The sequence below is a fragment of the Salinicola lusitanus genome, assembly GCF_003206045.1.
Lineage (GTDB): Bacteria > Pseudomonadota > Gammaproteobacteria > Pseudomonadales > Halomonadaceae > Salinicola > Salinicola lusitanus.
The window spans coordinates 583735-604206 of record NZ_PZJM01000004.1; the positions used below are offsets into that span (position 1 = coordinate 583735).

Annotated in this window: 15 protein-coding genes; 1 reads left to right on the top strand and 14 read right to left on the bottom strand. The window is 64.4% G+C overall.

The window, feature by feature from the left end; genetic code table 11:
* Positions 1-125: 125 nt before the first annotated feature.
* The 7 genes from DOM45_RS10055 to cysM form a co-directional block, all read right to left on the bottom strand.
* Positions 126-431 (bottom strand): chaperone modulator CbpM, encoded by a 306-nt coding sequence (locus DOM45_RS10055; RefSeq protein ID WP_110600031.1) that lies wholly within the window; start codon positions 429-431, stop codon positions 126-128.
* Positions 428-1417 (bottom strand): DnaJ C-terminal domain-containing protein, encoded by a 990-nt coding sequence (locus DOM45_RS10060; protein ID WP_110600033.1) that lies wholly within the window; start codon positions 1415-1417, stop codon positions 428-430. The genes DOM45_RS10055 and DOM45_RS10060 overlap by 4 nt, the downstream gene beginning before the upstream one ends.
* 92 nt (positions 1418-1509) lie before the next feature.
* Positions 1510-4173 carry a phosphoenolpyruvate carboxylase gene (ppc, locus tag DOM45_RS10065; RefSeq protein ID WP_110600035.1) on the bottom strand — a complete coding sequence of 888 codons (2664 nt, stop codon included), beginning with the start codon at positions 4171-4173 and terminating at the stop codon, positions 1510-1512.
* Between the two features lie 148 nt (positions 4174-4321).
* Complete coding sequence (mazG, locus tag DOM45_RS10070) at positions 4322-5218, bottom strand: nucleoside triphosphate pyrophosphohydrolase (protein ID WP_110600037.1); 897 nt, start codon at positions 5216-5218, stop codon at positions 4322-4324.
* An 8-nt stretch (positions 5219-5226) separates the two neighbouring features.
* Positions 5227-7476 carry a GTP diphosphokinase gene (gene relA, locus DOM45_RS10075; RefSeq protein ID WP_110600039.1) on the bottom strand — a complete coding sequence of 750 codons (2250 nt, stop codon included), beginning with the start codon at positions 7474-7476 and terminating at the stop codon, positions 5227-5229.
* Between the two features lies 1 nt (position 7477).
* Positions 7478-8917 (bottom strand): 23S rRNA (uracil(1939)-C(5))-methyltransferase RlmD, encoded by a 1440-nt coding sequence (gene rlmD, locus DOM45_RS10080; protein ID WP_110600041.1) that lies wholly within the window; start codon positions 8915-8917, stop codon positions 7478-7480.
* A gap of 2 nt (positions 8918-8919) precedes the next feature.
* Positions 8920-9816: a cysteine synthase CysM gene (gene cysM / locus DOM45_RS10085; protein ID WP_110600043.1), complete on the bottom strand. Its 897-nt coding sequence runs from the start codon at positions 9814-9816 to the stop codon at positions 8920-8922.
* A 252-nt stretch (positions 9817-10068) separates the two neighbouring features.
* On the opposite strand from cysM, the gene DOM45_RS10090 reads away from it, so the two are divergent.
* The gene (locus DOM45_RS10090) at positions 10069-12594 is read left to right on the top strand and encodes a response regulator (protein WP_110600045.1); all 2526 of its coding nucleotides are present in this window, start codon (positions 10069-10071) and stop codon (positions 12592-12594) included.
* A gap of 5 nt (positions 12595-12599) precedes the next feature.
* Here the strand turns inward: DOM45_RS10090 and pdxJ are convergent, their stop codons facing one another.
* From pdxJ to DOM45_RS10125, 7 genes are all read right to left on the bottom strand, one after another.
* The gene (pdxJ, locus tag DOM45_RS10095; protein ID WP_110600047.1) at positions 12600-13391 is read right to left on the bottom strand and encodes a pyridoxine 5'-phosphate synthase; all 792 of its coding nucleotides are present in this window, start codon (positions 13389-13391) and stop codon (positions 12600-12602) included.
* An 85-nt stretch (positions 13392-13476) separates the two neighbouring features.
* Positions 13477-14187 (bottom strand): DNA repair protein RecO, encoded by a 711-nt coding sequence (recO, locus tag DOM45_RS10100; RefSeq protein WP_110600049.1) that lies wholly within the window; start codon positions 14185-14187, stop codon positions 13477-13479.
* Between the two features lie 70 nt (positions 14188-14257).
* The gene (gene era / locus DOM45_RS10105; protein WP_110600051.1) at positions 14258-15157 is read right to left on the bottom strand and encodes a GTPase Era; all 900 of its coding nucleotides are present in this window, start codon (positions 15155-15157) and stop codon (positions 14258-14260) included.
* On the bottom strand, positions 15154-15837 hold the full coding sequence (gene rnc / locus DOM45_RS10110; RefSeq protein ID WP_281430470.1) for a ribonuclease III: 684 nt from the start codon (positions 15835-15837) through the stop codon (positions 15154-15156). The genes era and rnc overlap by 4 nt, the downstream gene beginning before the upstream one ends.
* 180 nt (positions 15838-16017) lie before the next feature.
* A complete protein-coding gene (lepB, locus tag DOM45_RS10115; protein WP_110600055.1) occupies positions 16018-16806 on the bottom strand; it encodes a signal peptidase I in 789 nt (262 codons plus the stop codon).
* A 12-nt stretch (positions 16807-16818) separates the two neighbouring features.
* Positions 16819-18636 carry a translation elongation factor 4 gene (lepA, locus tag DOM45_RS10120; RefSeq protein WP_110600057.1) on the bottom strand — a complete coding sequence of 606 codons (1818 nt, stop codon included), beginning with the start codon at positions 18634-18636 and terminating at the stop codon, positions 16819-16821.
* Positions 18637-18854: 218 nt separating this feature from the next.
* Positions 18855-20270 carry a DegQ family serine endoprotease gene (locus DOM45_RS10125; protein ID WP_110600060.1) on the bottom strand — a complete coding sequence of 472 codons (1416 nt, stop codon included), beginning with the start codon at positions 20268-20270 and terminating at the stop codon, positions 18855-18857.
* Between the last annotated feature and the right edge of the window lie 202 nt (positions 20271-20472).

Sequence of the window (20472 nt, forward strand, 5' to 3'; positions counted from 1 at the left end):
CACGACCCAAGTCGTAAACTTACCGACATCAGGCGTCGGACGACGAAACGACACTCACCGGATTCATCCCGGCGAGTGTCGCGAGGTGCCGTCATGGCCTCGAGTCGAGGAATCCAGTCGAAGGATCACTCGCCGGCTAGCCGACGCAATCGCGCGACCTCGTCCATCAGCTCCAGCGCCAGTGCCGCGCCGGCGAGATTGACCCCCAGATCGCGCTGCAGACGCTGGACGACCCTGACGCGATGCAGGCTCGCACCGTAGAAACGCCACTGTTCGCGTCGGCGACCGTGGGGAACGATGACGCCCTCGTCGACCAGCTCGATGACCCATTCGGCATGTACCGTACAGGTCCGGCACAGTTCGCCCAGCGTCAGAACCGGCGTCTCGTCGAGGTTGTCGACCGGGACCTGGGTGAGATCGTGGATGGTCATGGTGTCTCCTCCGCCGCCGCCCTGGGGTTGAAGTTCGCCACCGCTTCCAACCGGCGATAGGCCGCCTTCACATCGTCACTCGTCGCGGGCGGCAGTACGATCTTCAAGGCCACGTAGCAGTCGCCCGGTGGCTCGCCGGGAATGCCCCGCCCCTTGAGCCGCAGGCGCCGCCCGTCCTGGGAATCCGCCGGGACTTTCAGCTCCACCGAGCCCTCGGGTAGCGGCACCGCGATCGTCGCGCCCAGTGCCGCTTCCCAGGGCGCCACGGGCAGGATCAGGGTGACGTCGCGCCCCTCCACCTGGTAGCGCCGGTGCGACTCGAACTCGATCTCCAGATAGAGATCCCCCGCCGGACCGCCGCCCATGCCAGGCTCCCCCTGGCCGGCCAGGCGAATTCGCTGGCCCTGTTTCACGCCCTTCGGAATCCGGACTTTCAAGGTCCGCTGACGCGGTCGGACTCGTCCCTGCTCATCGAGCTCGCCGCTCTGCAGGGTGAGAGTGCGCACGGCACCGCGATAGGCATCCTCGAGCGCGATCGACACCTTGGCGTGATGATCCTCCCCGCGAGCACGATATCGCCTGCCGCCGGGGTCGCCGCTCGAACCCGTGAACCCCGGGCCCGGCCCTCGACGTTGGCCGAACAGCGATTCGAAGAAATCGCTGAAGGCGGCGTGCTGCTCCTGGGAGTAGCCCTCCTGGGTATAACCGCCTCCCCGAAACTCGAACCCGGCATCCCAGTCCGGTGGCGGGCTAAAGTCCTCGCCGGCCCGCTGGCCCTGGCCGACCCGATCGTAGGCGAGGCGTTTCTCGGGATCCTTCAGCACCTCGTAAGCCTCCCCGAGCTCCTTGAAGCGGGCATCGGCATCGGCTTCCTGACTGACGTCGGGGTGATACTTTCGCGCCAGTCTGCGATAGGCGCGCTTGATCTCGTCCTGGGCGGCATCCCGCTCCACGCCCAGTACCGCATAGTAATCCTTGAACTCCATGCCGCACTCCCGGGAAACAGATCGATGATCGGCCGCAGGTCCCTGCCGACCGGTCACTACCGTTATAGCAGGATTCGCCGCCTTTCAGGCCTCTAGCCAGTATTACGCAAGCCGGCCGCGATACCCGCCATGGTCACCATCAACGCCCGGGAAAGCTCCGGGGTGATCTCGCCCCGAGCATCACGGTTGCGCTGCAGCAGCTCGGCCTGCAGACCATGGAGCGGATCGATATACGGATTGCGCACCTCGATCGCCTGACGAATCAGCGGGGTATTCTCGAGCAGCTCACCCTGATCGAGTATCCGCAGCAGTACGGCCTCGAGATCGACCAGTCGCTGGCGCAGCGACTCACCCAACCGGGTCAGGGCGGGGTCATCGACCAGACGCTTCTCGTAGTAGGCGGCGATGAGCGGATCCGACTTGGCCAGCAGCATCTCCAGCATGTCCAGATAGGTGCCGAAGAACGGCCACTGCTCGCGCATCTCGCGCAGCCGGTCGAGCCCGCCCTGCTCCTCGAGCCGCTTCGCGAATGCCTCGCCGCTGCCGAGCCAGGCCGGAAGCATCAGCCGGGTCTGGGTCCAGGCGAAGATCCACGGGATCGCCCGCAGCGTTTCGATACCGCCTTCCTGGCGCCGCTTGGCAGGACGCGACCCCAGCGGCAGACGACCCAGTGCGCCCTCCGGCGTCACCGCGCGGAAATAGGGCACGAAATCCGGGTCCTCCCGCACCACGCCCACGTAGGCACCGTGGGCAATGGCGGCCAGACGATCCATCTCCTCGCGCCACACTGGCCGAGGCGCGGGCGGCGGCAACAGTGTCGCCTCCAGCACCGCGCAGACATAGATCTCCATCGAGCGCAGCGCGATATCGGGCTGACCGAACTTGAAACGGATCATTTCGCCCTGCTCGGTCACCCGCAGGCTGCCGTTCACCGACCCCGGCGGCTGCGACAAAATCGCCGCGTGGGCGGGACCGCCCCCACGCCCGACGGTGCCGCCGCGGCCATGGAACAGCGTCAACTCGACGCCGCCGTCGCGACACACCTCGACCAGTCGCTCCTGCGCCCGGTACTGGGCCCAGGCCGCCGCCAGTTGACCGGCATCCTTGGCCGAATCCGAGTAGCCGATCATCACTTCCTGGTAATCGCCGGCGACCTCTCGATAGCCCGGCAGTGCCAGCAGACGTTCGATCACGTCACCGGCCCGGTCCAGATCGTCCAGGGTCTCGAACAGCGGCGCGATGGGCAGGCGCACACCGTTGCCGGCTTCCTTCATCAGCAGCGCCACCGCCAGCACATCGGAGGGCTGCTGCGCCATCGAGATGATGTAGGTCCCGAGCGCCTGACGATGCTCGCGCCCGATGACCGCGAAGGTGTCGAGCACCTCCCGCGTTTCGGCGGAGCACGCCCAGCGCGGCGGGATCAGCGGCCGCGGAGAGGTCAGCTCCTCGAGCAGGAACGCCTGACGGCGCTCTTCGTCCCACTCCCGATAGTTGCCGAGGTCGAGATATTGGGTCAGCTCCTCGAATACCTGGGCGTGGCGGGCGCCATCCTGGCGCACGTCGAGCTTGGCCAGGTTGACGCCGAATACCGCCACCCGTCGCAACGTATCCAGCAGCACGCCGTTGGCGATGGTCTCCAGGCCCACATCGCACAGCGAGCGGTGGCAGGCCAGCAGCGGCGCGAACAGCTGATCCCGCGTCTCGATGATCGCCGCTTCGGCGGGGACGTCCCCATCGAGTCGCGCTCGCGCCCACGCCCGGGTCGCCTCCAGCCGGGTCGACAGTCGCTTCAGCAGCGTCCGATAAGGCTCCGGATCGTCGCCGACCTCGGCATGGAGCGCATCGTTCGCCTTCCACATCGACAGCTCGGCCTTGAGCTGCTCGAGATCGCGAAGATAGAGATCGGCCGCCATCCAGCGCCCCAGCAGCAGCACCTCCTCGGTCACGCTGGCGGTGACGTTGGGATTGCCGTCGCGATCGCCCCCCATCCAGGAAGCGAAACGGATCGGAGACGCCTCCAGCGGCAATCGCTCGCCGGCCTTCTCCATCAGCAGCGCATCCAGGTCGCGATGGAAGGTCGGCACCGCCTCCCACAGCGAATTCTCGATGACCGCGAATCCCCACTTTGCCTCGTCGACGGGAGTGGGACGCTCATGGCGGATCTCGTCGGTGTGCCAGGACTGGGCGATCAGCTCCTCGAGTCGACCCTGCGCGCGCTGCTGCACTTCCGGCTGGTCGCCACTGTCCTCGATGATCTGCAGGCAGTCGTCGATGGCGTCGTATTTCTGGATCAGCGTGCGTCGAATGACTTCGGTGGGATGGGCGGTCAGCACCAGATCGATGCGCATGCCGGCAATCGCATCCACCAGTTGACGAGGGGATTGGCCGGCTGACGTCGCGCGCTGCAGCAGTTCGCCCAGATCGGGCTGGGTCCCGGGCTTGTAATCCTCGACACGTCGAAAGCGTGCCCGGTAGTGCTGCTCGGCGATATTGGAGAAGTTGAGAAACTGGTTGAAGGCGCGGGTCACCGGCAGCAATTCGCCCTCGGGCAGCGCCCGGAGGTAGTCGATCAGCTCGCGACGGTCCGCCTCCTCGGCGCTCTGCCGCCCCTTCTTGGCCAAGGCGCGAATCCGTTCGATCCGATCCACGAACTCGTTGCCCAGATCCTTGGCAATGGTCCTGCCCAGGCTATCCCCCAGCAGCCGGACATTGTCCCGCAACGATTCGTGCAGCGACGTTTCCTGTTCTGAACGCATGGTTTCCCTCCCGGAAATGGCCGAACCGGCACGCCGACTGTCCTGCGGATTGCCGGCGGTCCGACGACGAAGATAGATCGCTCAATGCGTCAGCATAACGATCTGGGGGAAAGAATCGACCGGTACGGAAGCGACATTGGTCGTAAATTTACGACATGGACGAAACGCCCGCGGTGGCCTCTTCCTGTTTCGCCGCCTGCCAGTGGCGCTCCATCTCCTCCAGCGTGGCATCACCGGGGGCGGTGCCATCCCGTGCCAGCGCGCCCTCGACATGGCGGAAACGCCGCTCGAACTTGGCATTGGTGCGGCGCAGTTGCTGCTCCGGATCGCACCCGAGGCGCCGGGCCAGATTGACGACGGCGAACAGCAGATCGCCGACCTCTTCCCGGGCGTGCGCCCGGTCGTCGTCGGCCAGCGCCGACTCGACCTCCGCCAGCTCCTCCCGGATCTTGTCGATGACGCCACGCTCGTCCGGCCAGTCGAAGCCTTCGCCGGCAGCTCGCTTGCTCAGTTTGGCGGCGCGGCTCAGCGCGGGCAGCGCCGTGGGGATATCGTCCAGTGCCGAGAGCGGTTGCGAGGTGGCAGCAACGCGCGCCTCGCGCTCCTCGGCCTTGAGCGCTTCCCAGCGCGCCTTGACCCGGCTCTCGGTCACCCGCGGGGTCGTGCCGTCGCCCGCTTGGCGACGGGAACTCAGCGTGCCGTCCGGGAAGACATGGGGGTGACGTCGCAGCATCTTCGCCGTCAGGGTATGCACGATATCGTCGAAATCGAACCGCCCTTCTTCTTTGGCGAACTGGCTGTAGTAGACCACCTGAAAAAGCAGGTCGCCCAATTCACCGGGAAGTTCGTCGAACGCTCGACGCTCGATGGCGTCGGCGACTTCGTAGGCCTCTTCCAGCGTATGGGGGACGATGGTGTCCCACGCCTGCTTGAGATCCCAGGGACAACCGTGACGCGGATCCCTCAATACCGCCATCAACGTCAGCAGGTCATCGAGCGAATGGCGGTCATCGTTCGGCGGTGTCGGGGCGTTGCTGTCCTGCATACCGGCTCCTATGCCTGGCCGTGGCCTTGCCGCAGCCGTTTGACGTCGATCACGTTGGGCAGCTGCTGGATACGCGAGAAGATGCGCTCGAGCGCTTCCAGACCCTCGATCTCCAGCGTGATCCGCATCCGCGCGATGTTGTCGAGCTTATCAGTCACGGTGTTGACGGAGGTCACGTTGACCCGATCGCTGGAGAGCACGTGAGTCACATCGCGCAGCAGTCCGGAGCGATCCCACGCCTCGATCTCGATATCCACCGGATACTGGGCGCGCTCTTTCTGCCCCCACTCGACATCGACGATGCGCCTGGGCTCTTCGCTGCGGAGCTGGAGTACGTTGGGGCAGTCCTGACGATGGACGGTGACCCCTCGACCCTGGGTAATGTAGCCGATGATCTGGTCGCCGGGCACCGGGTGGCAGCAATTGGCCATGGCCGTCTTGAGATTGCCGACGCCCAGCACGGTGATGCCATCACTGGGTTCCTTGCCCTGATGCCGACGGGGCTTGGTCAGCAGGCGATCGAGCTGCTCCTGATCGTCGCTCTCGCCGAACAGCTGCTGGGCCTGATGCAGCACCTGGCCGATACGCAGGTCGCCGGCGCCGATGGCGGCGTACATGTCCTCCACCGAGGTGTAGTTGACCGCCCCCGCCAGCCGCTCGAGATCGACCCCGTCGATGTCGAGGCGACGAAACTCGCGGTCGAAGATCGCCTTGCCCTCGTCGAGATTCTGCTCCCGCGCCTGCAACTTGAACCAGGCCTGGATCTTGGACCGGGCGCGCGACGTGCGGACATAGCCGAGATTGGGGTTGATCCAGTCCCGGCTCGGTGCGCTCTTGGTCGCGGTCAGGATCTCGACCTGCTGGCCGGTCTTGAGCAGATAGGTCAGCGGTACGATGCGGCCGTCGACCTTGGCACCGCGGCAACGGTGACCGATCTCGGTATGCACGCGATAGGCGAAGTCGATCGGCGTCGCGACCTGCGGCATGTCGATGACATGGCCATCCGGAGTGAACACGTAGATCCGGTCCGGCGCCACGTCGCTCGCCAGCCCCTCCCGGAAATCGCCCACGTCGCCCACTTCCTCCTGCCACTCGAGGACCTGGCGAAGCCAGGCGATCTTCTCCTCGTACCCCCGGCTCTTGGCGTCGGTATCCATCCCCTTGTAACGCCAGTGCGCGCAGACGCCGAGTTCCGCCTCCTCGTGCATGGCGAAGGTGCGCACCTGGATCTCGAGCACCTTGTTCTCGGGGCCGATGACGGCCGTATGCAGCGACTGATAGCCGTTCTTCTTGGGGTTGGCGATGTAGTCGTCGAATTCGTTGGGGACGTGGTGCCAGCGTGAATGGACCACGCCGAGCGTGGTGTAGCAGTCGGCGATCTCGGGCACCAGGATACGCACCGCACGGACATCGTAGACCTGGGAAAAGTCGATGCGCTTGCGCTGCATCTTGCGCCAGATCGAATAGATGTGCTTTGCCCGGCCATCGACCTGGTAGCGCAGGATTCCCTGGCGTTCGAGCAGCGTCTCGAGGGTTTCCACCACCTCGTGGATATAGCGGTCGCGATCGAGGCGCTTCTCCGCCAGCTGCTTGGCGATCGACTTGTATTCGGTTTCGTGCAGGTAGCGAAAGGCCAGGTCCTCGAGTTCCCACTTGACCTGACCGATGCCGAGCCGATGTGCCAGCGGCGCATAGATATCGAAGACCTCGCGCGCGACGCGCAGGCGCTTCTCCCGCGAGGCATCCTTGACCTGCCGCAACATGCAGGTGCGCTCGGCGATCTTGATCAGCGCGACGCGAACGTCGTCGACCATGGTCACCAGCATCTTGCGCAGGTTGTCCTGCTGGTTGTGCTGTGACAGCCCGTGCTTGGGGGCCTGCAGCTGACTGATCGCGGCCATGCTGAGCACGCCCTCGATCAGCTTGGCGACCTCCTCCCCCATCTGCTTGGCAACGCTCTCCAGGCTCAGCAGACCACGGCGGACGCCGCGATAGAGAATCGCGGCCTCCAGCGTCTGCTGGTCCAGCTTGAGCTGGCTGAGGATGTCGGCCATTTCCAGGCCGGTCAACAGCGTCTGATCGGCCAGCGCCTCGTTACCCTGGACGTCCCGCTCGCTGGCCCGCAGAGCCAGTTGGCAGGCCTGAAGGATACGCCCGGGATCTCGCAGTTCGACCTCTTGCTGCAGCCGCTTCACCCACAGATCCAGATCGACACTGCCATCATCGACCAGCGGTTCGCTCTCTCGCACCTTCACCATGCTAGTGCCTGCCTCCCGAAGCTGGAGTGTCGTGATCTTCGTCTCGACGCCTTGGCCGCCCGCAACGGGCTGGCCGTTCGAACAACGCGAGTGATTCCAGATGTGCCGTGTGGGGGAACATATCGGCCATCGCCAGGCGCGACAGCACGAAACCGCCGGCCAGCAAGAGAGCCGCGTCCCGCGCCAGCGACGCTGGGTCGCAGGAGACGTAAGCAACCCGCGTCACGCCGCTCTCCGCCAATCGTCGGCAGATCGCGCTGGCACCCTCGCGTGGTGGATCCAGCAGCACCGTGTCGTGCTCGGCGATCAAGGTATCCACCGTCTCGCCGGGATCACTGAGATCGGCCTGCAAGGCATCGACATCGAGACCGTTCAGTCTGGCATTGTCCCGCAGGCGTTCGACCATCGCATTACTACCTTCGACAGCGGTGATCCTGACAGCGTCCTCGGCCAGGGCCAGCGAGAAGTTACCGATGCCGGCGAACAGGTCGAGCAGGGAGTCGTCATGCGCCGATGCCAGCCAGTCCCGAAGGGTGTCGATCAGCCGCTGGTTGATGTGGGCATTGACCTGCAGGAAGTCCCCCGGCGCCAGCGCCAGCGATATTGGCCGGCGAGACCCGGACACGGTCGTGACCAGTCGCGGCTGGTCGCTCAGCCAGACCAGCTCGGTCGCCTTCCGCCCGCGGCGAACGGCACAGGCCAACGCCTCGCGCTCCGCGAACGCACGCCAGCGCTGTTCGTCCTCCGGCACATGGCGCAGCTGACGGACGACCACGGTGACGACCTCGGCATCGGTCAGCAGCAGCTCGAGATGGCCGACGTGACGCCGCGCCTCGAGCGTCTCGAGCTGAGCCCGCAGTCGCGGCAGCAGTCTCGCCAGGGCAGGCGCCAGCACGTGGCAGCTGTCGATGTCGACCAGTTGCTCGCTGCCCCGCGCGCGAAAGCCGAGATGGACTCGGCCCTGGGCGTCGCATTTGACCCCGAGCCTGGCCCGGCGCCGGTAGCCGGCATCGTCGCCCTGCAATATCGCCACGTCTTCCGGGGCATCGATTCCCTGGCGTCCGAGCAGATCGATCAGCACCTCGCGCTTGTGCTCGCGCTGCCCGGCAACGCTCAAGTGCTGGAGATCGCACCCGCCGCAGCGTGTCGCATGGATGCAGGGCGGTTCGACGCGCGTCGCGGCATCGCTGAGTCGCTCGCGGACATGCGCCTCGTCATAGCGCTTGCGCTGACGGTGTATCGCCACCTCGACCCGCTCTCCCGGCAGCGCGGCATCGACGAATACCGTCTTGCCTTCCCCGTCGCGTGCGACGCCACGCCCGTCGTGGGCCAGCCGCTCGATCACCAGCGTGCCCGCTTCCGCAGCCACCGCGGGAGCGGGTGGCGATACCTGACGTTCCCGGCGCACGGCCGGCGTTCGCCTCTTTCCCAGCATCGCCATGGTCAGGCTTCCGGCGCGTAGAGGCCGGTGGACAGATAACGGTCGCCGCGGTCACACACGATGAACACGATGACGGCGTTGTCGACTCGCTCGGCGACCCGCAATGCGCCCGCCAGGGCACCGCCGGAGGAGACACCAGCAAGAATGCCCTCTTCCCGCGCCAGCCGGCGCATATGTTCCTCGGCCTCCTGCTGGCCGATATCGAGTACGCTGTCGACCCGCTGAGGTTCGAAGATGTCGGGGAGGTAGGCTTCCGGCCAGCGTCGAATGCCGGCAATGCTGGCGCCATCGGCCGGCTGCAGGCCGACGATCTGGATCGAGGGATTGCGCTCCTTCAGATAACGCGAGGTGCCCATGATGGTACCGGTGGTGCCCATGGCACTGACGAAATGCGTGATACGCCCCGCGGTCTGCTCCCACAATTCAGGACCGGTGGTGCGGTAGTGCGCCAGAGGGTTGTCGGGGTTGGCGAACTGGTTGAGCGGCTTGCCTTCTCCCCGGGCGATCATCTCGTCTGCCAGGTCCCGGGCGCCCTCCATGCCCGCCTCCTTGCTGACGCCGATCAGCCTGGCACCGTAGGCCGCCATGGCCTGCTTGCGCTCGCTCGAGGCGTTGTCCGGCATGATCAGGACCATTTGGTAACCCATCACCGCCGCCGCCATGGCCAGTGCAATGCCGGTATTGCCGGAGGTCGCCTCGATCAGCGTGTCACCCGGAGAGATGTCGCCGCGGGCCTCCGCTTCGCGAAGCATGGACAGCGCCGGGCGATCCTTGACCGAGCCAGCGGGGTTGTTGCCTTCCAGCTTGGCCAGAATCGTGTTGTCGCGTCCGGCGGAGATACGCGCGAGTCGGACCAGCGGCGTATTGCCGACGGTCTGCGCAAGCGTGGGGAATGCCATAGTGAATGTCCTAGAGCCAGAGCCTGAACGTTTTCGGTCCGCAAACCGATGATAGAGAGTGACCACAGTATATCGAAGCCGGCGGGGGACATGACAGCACTCCCCATCCGGTCATCGCGGCTTCGGCAATGCTATGACACGATGTCGAAGCCATTTTTTACACTGTGATCGACTGAGGTTACGGCAGACGCTACGGTTTTGACCGTATTCGCCGATAGAATCGATTGGGAACGCAAAGGCTTCGGAAAACCCATGGCTTCACGCTGGCTGATCACTCTCTCGCTGCTGCTGTCGGCGCTGCTGCTCGGCATCACCGGGTGGCACGCGTGGGACTGGCATCGGGCCAACGACCAGATGCTCTCTCGGCGCCTGCAAAGCATCAATCGTGTGTTCACGCCGTCGCTGGCCGAAGCCGCGCAGAATGAAGACATCGCGCGGGTCCACCAACTGCTGGATCGCCTGACCGATGATCCGGCGATCGTCAACGCCACCCTGCGGGATGACAGCGGCGCCTCGCGAGACTTCACCGGCTCCGCCCCCCCCGCGCCGCTGGCGACGCTTCCGGCGACCCCGATCTCCTGGCACGAGAATGGCATGCAGCGATGGATACAACCGCTGGGTGACTTCCTGGCGCTGCCATCGGCACGCAGTTACTGGCTGGACCTGACCCTCGACCCTTCCAGAGCCAGCAAGTATTCGCAAAGCCCCCTCCCCGCCCTGATGCCGATGCTGTCGCTGCTGCTACTGATACCCGCGGCACTGGCCTGGCGGCGCTCGTCACGCGCAGCGAGGCACGCCCGAAGCATCCCGGAATCCGACCAGGCGACGTTAGCCGACAATGTCGAGCCTCTCCCGAAGGCCCGCGAGGAGAGCGACCTGACCTACATGAGTCATGAGCTGCGCGCCCCACTCTCCGGTCTGCTCGGCTTTTGTCGTCTGCTGGAGAACAGTCCTCTCGATGCGCAGCAGCGCGAATGGCTGCGCCATATTCACCTGGCCTCCAATGGTCTCCTGGACACCGTCGACCATGTACTGGGAGATCCCCGCCGCTGTCGGACGAACAACGTGTTCGATATCGCCGAGGTACTGTGGGAAGTCCTCTGCCTCCAGACACCGCTGGCGCAGGCCAGGCGAATTACCCTGCTCGCCATCGTCTATGACGATGTTCCGCCCCGGCTCGTCGGTGCCGACGTCGCCGTGCGTCAACTGCTGACCAACCTGGTAAACAACGCGATCAAGTATGGCGGCGAGGGCGACGTCGTCACGCGCATCGTGCTCGAGAGCCGGGAAGGCAGCGCCGTGAGACTACGACTGAGCGTAAGCGATGGCGGCAACGCCACCCCCGCCCACCGTGAGCGGCTGCGCCGGCTGATCGCGCGAGGCGAGACTCGCTCCGCCGACGCCGAGGATGGCGTGGGTCTCGCCATCTGCCATCGTCTGGCGGGGGAGCTGGACGGCTCTCTGGCGCTGGGTGAGCGCCGGGGCGGGAGCCAGACGATCGTTTCCCGACTCGGGTTCGAGGCCTGCGAGCCCTACGTTCGACCGGCAGAGTTCGATCTCGGCGGCGCCATGATCGGTATTTGGCAGCCCCACGCGCGCCTGGCCCATCTGCTGGACTACGCCCTGAGACGCTGGCACGCACTGCCGAGCGCCATCGCCACGGCGGACGCCTTGTCGTCGGCGGATGAGACGAGTCAGTTGCTCATCGTCGGCATCGACGACAGCGCACTCGCTGCCGCCACCCGGGATCTCTGGCAACAACGCTTCGACGCCATTTCCCGACCCTGCCTGGTGATCGCCAATCTGGCGCCGACCCAGGCCCTGGACTGGCGACTCCCGAAGGGAAGCGTCGTGCTCAGACTGCCGATCTCCCGCTACATGCTGGGCCGCACCCTGGCCAAGATGCTCGCGGAAAGTCGTCAGCAAGCCATGCCATCCCGCCCTCGCGTGCTGGTCGTCGACGACGACGAGATCTCGCAGCACTACCTCGACGCGGTGCTGCCGATCATTGGCGCCAACGTGGTAGTGGCCGGCACCGCAGCGGAGGCCGTCGCCATCGCCTCGGAAACCTCGATCGACCTGGTGCTGATGGATCTGCACCTGCCGGACGCCAGCGGCTTCGAGGCCACGCAACGCCTGCGGCGCTTGAGCGCGGACTGGGCCCGCACGCCCGTCATCGCCATGACAGCCGGCCGAGACGCCCATGGTCACGACGTGGTAGCGGACGACGAGGTCGCCGAGGTGCTGACCAAGCCGCTGGACGAACGCCTGTTAAGGGAGGTACTGGCGAAATATCTGCCCCTCGCCGAATCGCCGAACACTGAGCCGCAATCGGACACGGCGAGAATCACACCCGTTACCGTCGAGCCGGGACAGACGGGGGAAGAAGTCGGCTTGCCGGCCCCGAGCTCCCTGGCTCATGCCGGCGACCTGCCGGTCGTCGACAAGGCACAGGCCCGTGAGCGCAGCGGCGGTCGCGAGGCGCTGGTCGTCGAACTGATGACCCTGCTGATCGCGGAGCTGCCAAGGCACCGCCAGGAACTGCACGCCGCCTGGCAACGGCGTGATGTCGCCCTGCTGCGGGAGCGAGTCCACCAGCTCGGAGGCGGCTGTCGCTACTGCGGCGTTCCGCAACTCGCGGCGGCTTGCGACGAGCTGGAGCGGCGCTGTGGTCATGGCGCCATCGACGAATGCGAAGAGGCGTTTCGTGAATTGATAGCGGCCTGCGATCGCCTGATCCTGTGGGCCGAGGACCAGGCGATGACCGACATCAACTGACAGCGCTATTCGTGGTCGTGGTCGTGGTCGTGGTCAAAAGACTCGATCTGGGCTATCAGTCCCGACTCCTGGCCCGCCACCATCAGTCGCTTCATCTCCCCCACGGCCTCCTTGAGCCCGACGAACAGAGCGCGGGCGATGATCGCGTGGCCGATATTGAGCTCGTGAATGCCAGGAATCGCCGCGACGGCTTCGACATTGTGATAGTGAAGCCCATGCCCGGCGTTCACCACCAAACCCAGTTCACTCGCGAACTCCGCCGCCGCCGTCAGCCGCGCGTACTCGAGACGACGCGCATCGCCTGTCGCCTCCGCGTAGGCACCGGTGTGCAACTCGACCACGGGCGCCCCCACCTCGAACGACGCCTGAATCTGCGCAGGCTCGGGATCGACGAACAGCGACACCTGGCAGCCCGCCGCCCGCAGCCGCTCGCAGGCGCTGGCGACCGTATCACGACTGGCCACCACATCCAGCCCACCCTCGGTCGTCAGCTCTTCCCGCTTCTCCGGCACCAGGCAGACATCCGCCGGCTTCAACCGCTCGGCGAGCGCGACCATCTCTTCGGTGACGGCCATCTCCAGGTTCATGCGCGTGTTGAGAACTGCCGAGATCAGTTCGACATCCCGCTCCTGGATATGGCGTCGATCCTCGCGCAGATGCAAGGTGATCCCGTCGGCACCGGCCTCCTCGGCCAGCAGCGCCGCCTGGACCGGGTCGGGATAGCGGGTGCCGCGTGCCTGGCGTAACGTCGCGACATGGTCGATGTTGACCCCCAGTTGAATACGAGTAGCGATCATGAACTGGAACTCCTTGAAGCGGTAAAGAAAGGATAGGGGCAACCCAGGTCGAGGACGCTACCCGCGTCCCGGCGATACCCGGGGGTCAGGCACGCCCCTGACGACGGCGCTGACTGAGTCGCTGCATCAGCTCGCGGGAACGCAATGGCTGATGGCCAATCAGCGGCGCCAGCGCCGCCCGGGTCAGCGCCTTGCTGAGGCCAGCCAGCCCGGGCGCCTCCCAGTCGCCGCGGGCCAGCAGTTTGAGACTGCGGCCGTCCCAACCGGGCTGTTGCACGCCAATGGGAGTGAAACGGCGACTTTCGGCGACATAGGTATAACGCGTGGAAGGATCGAGCGGGCTGTCGTCCGTCTCGAGGAAGACCGGTTCGGCGTCCAGTGTCTCGAGCAGCGTGATCTCGAGCCGCCTGAGGCTGGTGGCACGTTCGGCCGGCCGGGTAAGCCGTTCGATCGTCCAGGCGTAGATGGCGAAGAGATCACTCGTCGGCAGCCCGACCGGCAGCGCCCGCGTCAGCAGCTCATTGGCGTAGAGTCCGCAGAGCAAGCCTTCACCAGCCAGCAATACGGCGCTCTGGGTGGTCTCCATCATCCGCAGACGCTTGAGATCGCCGTCGCCGACCCAGGTCAGATGCAGCGGCGCGAACGGCTGCAGCTTGGCGCGGGACTTGCTCCCCGCCCGCTGCACCCCCTGGGCGACGGCGCGAACGTGACCGTGCTCCAGGGTAATGACATCCACCAGGGCGCTGGTTTCCCGATAGGGCCGCTTGTGCAGCAGATAAGCCGGCTGGGGCGTCATTGCCAAGGCCTCTTGAGAGGAGCGCGCAAATCCCTGCTCGAGTCAGTTCGTCGATCGAGAGATCGGCGGGTCAGTCGAGATTGTAGCCAAGGCTCTTGAGCGCCCGGTCATCGTCCGACCAGCCGCGCTTGACCTTGACCCACAGGTTGAGCATGACCTTGCTGTCGAAAGCCCGCTCCATCTCCTGGCGCGCCTCGATGCCGATCTTCTTGATCCGCTCCCCCTTGTCGCCGATCAGAATCTTCTTCTGACCCTGGCGTTCGACCAGCATCAACGCGCTGATGTGGATGACCTTGCCCTCATCACGGAACTCCTCGATCTCGACGGTCATCTGATAGGGCAATTCGTCCCCCAGTTGGCGCATGACCTTTTCGCGAACCAGTTCGGCGGCAAGAAACCGCTGACTCTTGTCGGTGATCTGGTCATCCGGAAAGTAGTGCACGCCTTCCGGCAGACGCTTGGCGACCTCGCCCTCGAGTTCCGGCACGTTGGTACCGTGCTTGGCCGAGATCGGCAGGATGGCGGCAAACTCGCGCCTGGCGGAAAGCGACTCCAGCCACGGCAGCAACGTCGTCTTGTCCTCGAGCCAATCGACCTTGTTGACCGCCAGGATCACCGGCGCTTCCACGTGGGTGAGCTTGTCCAGGACGACCTGGTCCTCGTCCGTCCAGCGGGTACGATCGACCAGGAAGACCACGCAATCGACGTCGCGCAGGGCCTGGGTGGCGGCCTGATTCATGAACCGGTTGATCGCCTTGTTGCGGTCGCGGGTCTGCAGATGGATACCGGGAGTGTCGACGTAGATGAACTGCGCCTCATCTATCGTCTTGATGCCCATGACCTGATGGCGCGTGGTTTGCGGACGCCGGGAGGTGATGGAGATCTTCTGCCCCAGGATGCGGTTCATCAGCGTCGATTTACCCACGTTGGGCCGCCCGACGATGGCGACGAAACCACAGCTCTGTGTCATTGGCGCTTGCCCTTTGATGGTTCGAGTCTGGACAACGCAAGCTCGGCGGCCTGCTGTTCGGCGATTCGCCGGCTGGAGCCCTCACCCAGCGTCGGCGACTCGGCGAGCATGGAGACATGGCATTCGACGCTGAACGTCTGGGCATGCGCCTCGCCCTCCACCGAAATCACCTCGTATCGGGGCAGCGCCTGTTGGCGAGACTGCAGGAACTCCTGAAGCCGGGTCTTGGGATCTTTCTGGGTGTTGTGCAGATCGATCGCTTCCAGCCGGGTCCCGAACCAGGCCAGCACCCGGCTACGGGCCACGTCCATGCCGGCATCGAGATAGATCGCACCGATCACCCCTTCCAGCGCGTCGGCCAGGATGGAGTCACGCCGATGGCCGCCGCTCTTCATCTCTCCCGATCCCAGCCGCAGGCACTCCCCCAGCTCGAACTCACGCGCCACCACGGCGAGGGTCTGGCCTTTGACCAGCCCGGCTCGCAGGCGGGACAGTTGACCTTCACGCGCCGCCGGAAAGCGCTTGAACAGCGCCTCGCCGATCACGAAATTGACGATCGAGTCGCCCAGAAACTCGAGACGCTCATTGTTGGCGCCACCCACGCTACGATGCGTCAGCGCCAGTTCCAGCAGCGTCGGATCACGGAAATCGTGGCCGATACGACGACTGAAGCCTTGCAGAGGATCACTCACGTCATTCCCATTGAGTCGTTGTCTTTGAAACGAAGAGCCGCTGTATCCGCAGCAAGGCGGGCGCGGGAACGCCCCGTCGCCCGCCGTGCGGATCCTGCCGCCGACCAGCAAGCCCAAAGCCGGGCTTCAAGCGGCCCGGCCCGAGATCGATGGCAAGTTATATAAGAATCAGTTTATCTGGCGTACCGTACTGAAGCTAGGCAATCCGCCATCCCAGTGCATCCAGACCGCAAACGCCTTGCCGACGATATTCTTCTCCGGCACGAAACCCCAGTAGCGGCTGTCATTGGAGTGATCGCGGTTGTCGCCCATCATGAAATATTCATGGTCGGGCACCACGACCTCCCGCATCTGCGGGCCGGGGCTCTGCGGGTTGTTGAAGATACGGTGGTCGACATCGCCGAGATGCTCTTCGAACAGCTCCTCCCCAGGCGCCTCGGCGGGATCGGAGTCGGTCAACGACTTGGGCACCGGCTTGCCGTTGATGTAGAGCTGCTTGTTCTCGTAACGGATACGATCGCCGGGCAGGCCGATGACCCGCTTGATGAAGTTGACCGAGGGATCCTCGGGGAACCGGAACACCATGACATCACCGCGCTGGGGCTCTCCGACATCCGCGATTTCGGTATTGACGACCGGCAGGCGCAGACCGTAGGCGAACTTGTTGACCAGGATGAAATCACCGATTTCCAGGGTCGGGCGCATGGAACCGGAAGGAATCTGGAAGGGCTCGATGACGAAGCTACGCACTACCAGGACGATCAGCAGCACCGGGAAGAAGGAGCGGGCGTAGTCGACCGGCCAGGGGTCCTTGTAGCCTGCCGACTTCTCATTACCCTGCGCTTCGGCGGCCGCCTGTTGGCGCTGGCGACGGGAACGACGCCAAAACAGGCTGTCCAACAGCCAGACGAGCCCCGTGATGGCGACAGCCAACACCAGTAACAACGAAAAATCCATGAAATGTTTTTCCTACTCGTTCACTTTGAGAACGGCGAGGAACGCATCCTGGGGGATTTCGACCCGACCCACCTGCTTCATGCGTTTCTTGCCGGCTTTCTGCTTCTCCAGCAGTTTCTTCTTGCGCGTGGTATCACCGCCATAGCATTTGGCGGTCACGTTCTTGCGCAGCGCCTTGACCGTGGATCGCGCGACGACGCTGCCGCCGATCGTCGCCTGAACCGCCACGTCGAACATCTGGCGGGGAATCAGCTCCTTCATCTTGTCGACCAGAATGCGGCCGCGAGAATGGGCGTGATCGCGGTGGATGATCACCGCCAGCGCATCGACGCGCTCCCCATTGATGAGAATATCCAGGCGCACCAGTTTGGCCGCGTCGAATCGCTCGAAGCTGTAATCGAGCGAGGCGTAGCCCTTGGAGATCGACTTGAGTCGATCGAAGAAGTCCATGACGACCTCAGCCATCGGCAGTTCGTAGACGAGCTGCATCTGGCTGCCGAGCACCTGCATGTCGAGCTGGACCCCACGGCGGTTGACGCATTCCGAGATGACGTTGCCCACGTACTCCTGCGGGACCAGAATGGTGGCGCGCACGATCGGCTCGCGCATCTCCGACACGTTGGCCATGTCCGGCAGTTTCGACGGGTTGGAGATAGTCACCAGGTCGCCGTTGTCCATCAGGATTTCGTAATTGACCGTGGGCGCCGTGGTCAGCAGGTCGATGTCGTATTCGCGCTCCAGGCGCTCCTGGACGATCTCCATGTGCAGCGTGCCCAGGAAGCCGACGCGGAACCCGAACCCGAGCGCATCGGAGTTCTCCGGGACGTAGTCGAGAGAGGCATCGTTGAGGGCCAGCTTCTCGAGCGCGTCACGAAAGTCCTCGTAGTCGTCGGAGCTGACAGGGAACATGCCGGCGTAGACCTGCGGCTTCACTTTCTGGAAACCGGGCAGGCGTGGCACGTCCTTGGTCTTGGTGTGGGTAATGGTATCGCCGACCGGGGCGCCCTGGATGTCCTTGATCCCGGCGATGACGAACCCCACCTCTCCTGCCCGCAGAATGCCGGTGGAGTTCTGCTTGGGGGTGAAGTAACCGATATCGGTCACCTCCCAGTCCCGGCCGGTCGACTTCATCTGGATCTTGTCGCCCTTCTTCAGCGTGCCGTCGAACAGACGCACCAGCGACACGACGCCCTGATAGTTGTCGAACCAGGAGTCGATGATCAGTGCCTGCAGATGCCCCTCGCGATCCCCCTTGGGTGGCGGAATGTCCCGAACCAGGCGCTCGAGCAACAGATCGATGTTGAGGCCGCTCTTGGCCGAGACGCGCACGGCGTCATGCGCCTCGAGGCCGATGATCTCCTCGATCTCGTGGGCGACTTTATCCGGGTCGGCCTGGGGCAGGTCCATCTTGTTGAGCACCGGGAGCACTTCGAGATTCTGCTCGATGGCGGTGTAGCAGTTGGCGACCGATTGGGCCTCGACGCCCTGGGCGGCATCGACCACCAGCAGCGCCCCTTCACAGGCGTAGAGCGAACGCGACACCTCGTAGGAAAAGTCGACATGGCCCGGCGTGTCGATGAAGTTGAGCTGGTAGGTATTACCGTCCTGGGCGTGATAGTCGAGCGTGACCGACTGCGCCTTGATGGTAATGCCGCGCTCGCGCTCGAGATCCATCGAGTCGAGCACCTGCTCCTTCAACTCACGCTCCGTCAACCCGCCGCAGAACTGGATGATGCGGTCGGCGAGCGTGGACTTGCCGTGATCGATGTGGGCGATGATCGAGAAGTTGCGGATGAACTTCAGTTGCTCGTTGCTTGCAGCGTCTGCCATTTAAGCCTTACCGGTAATTTGTACGCGCGCAGTCCACACGGTGGCACTGTTGCCGAGAAAACGCCGATGGTGTCGTTCTCTTCCAGCGTGCGGTCGATGACGAATGTGGCGCATTGTACCGACATGACCGAGGCAAGGACAGCAACAAGCCCAAAGCACACGGCCCCGCCGAAGCGGGGCCGTGTAGCGGACAGCCATGGGCTGCCGACCGATGCCGGTCAGCCTTTGGCCTTCAGCCGCAGCGCCACGAACAGCGAATTGCCATCGCGCACGATACGTACCGGAATGGCACGATTATCGTCCGCCTTCTTGACCGCATCGATCAGTTGATCGGCACTCTCGACCGGCTTCTGGTCGAAGCCGACGATCACGTCGCCCGGCTGGATCCCGGCTGCTGCAGCCGCGCCCCGCGGATCGACACGGCGAACGAGCGCTCCCTTGTCGATATCCAGCTGCTGCTTTTCCTGATCGCTGAGATCGCTGATCGCGATTCCGAGCTTGGTCTGATCGTCGGAAGACTGCGAGGACGGCGCCCCATCGGCATTCATCTCTTCCGGCCAATCGCCGACGGTGACGTCCACTTCGCGCTTGTCACCATCGCGCATGATCTGGAGCTTCACTTCGTCACCCGGGGCCACCTGGCCAATCAGACGCGGCAGGGTCGTGGAGTCGTCGATATCGGCGCCATCGGCACTGAGGATGACGTCACCCGCCTTGAGACCCGCCTTCTGCGCCGGACTGTCGTCGGTGACATCTGACACCAGCGCACCGCTGGTACCATCGAGGCCGAACGACTCCGCGAGATCCTTGGAGACGGGCTGAATCACGACACCCAGCCAGCCCCGGCTGACGTGACCTTCGGTACGCAACTGATCGGCCACGTTCATGGCGACGCTGATCGGGACCGCGAAAGAGAGCCCCATGAAGCCGCCGCTCCGGGTGTAGATCTGCGAATTGATACCCACCACTTCGCCGTCGAGATTGAACAGCGGGCCGCCGGAGTTACCCGGGTTGATGGCGACGTCGGTCTGGATGAACGGCACATAGGTCTCGCTCGGCAGCGTCCTGTTGATGGCGCTGACGATACCGGCCGTTACCGAGTGGTCGAAGCCGAATGGCGAACCGATGGCGGCCACCCACTCGCCGGCTTCGAGATCATCCGAGTTGCCGATCTTGAGCGTCGGCAGGTCATTGGCATCGACTTTCAGGAGCGCCACATCGGTGCGCGGATCCGAGCCTACCAGCTTGGCCGGCAGCTCGCGGCGATCGTTGAGCCGTACCGTGATCTCGTCGGCATCCTTGACCACATGGGCATTGGTCAGGATGTAGCCATCCTTGCGAATGACGAACCCGGAGCCCAACGACTTGCGCTCCTCCTCGCCCTGAGGCATCCCGGGCATCGGCGGCATCTGGTCGCCGAAGAAACGGCGGAAAATCTCGGGAACATCCTGCTGGCCATAGGGCCCGGCAGGCGCGCTGACGCTGCTGGTCGTGGAGATGTTGACCACGCCGGGAGCAGCCTGCTTGACCAATTCGGTGAAATCCGGCAGCTCGCGCGCCTGAGCGGCCTGAAAAGCGCACAGAGTGACGACCATCAATAGCCACGGAGCGAACCATCTTGTCATGCGTTCCATTAAACACTCCTAAACACTGGAAAAAGACTCGGAGAGTCACACGTTGAACAGACCGATACCCAAGGGGTAAACGTCATGCAAGAACCTCGCGCATCGAATCCACGCCACACCTGGAGTCAGGAAACGGCGACACTCTCATTGATAATAAAAGGCGGCAAGAGTTCAACGGGATGTAAAGTTTCTTTGCGGCGACAGCCGCCAC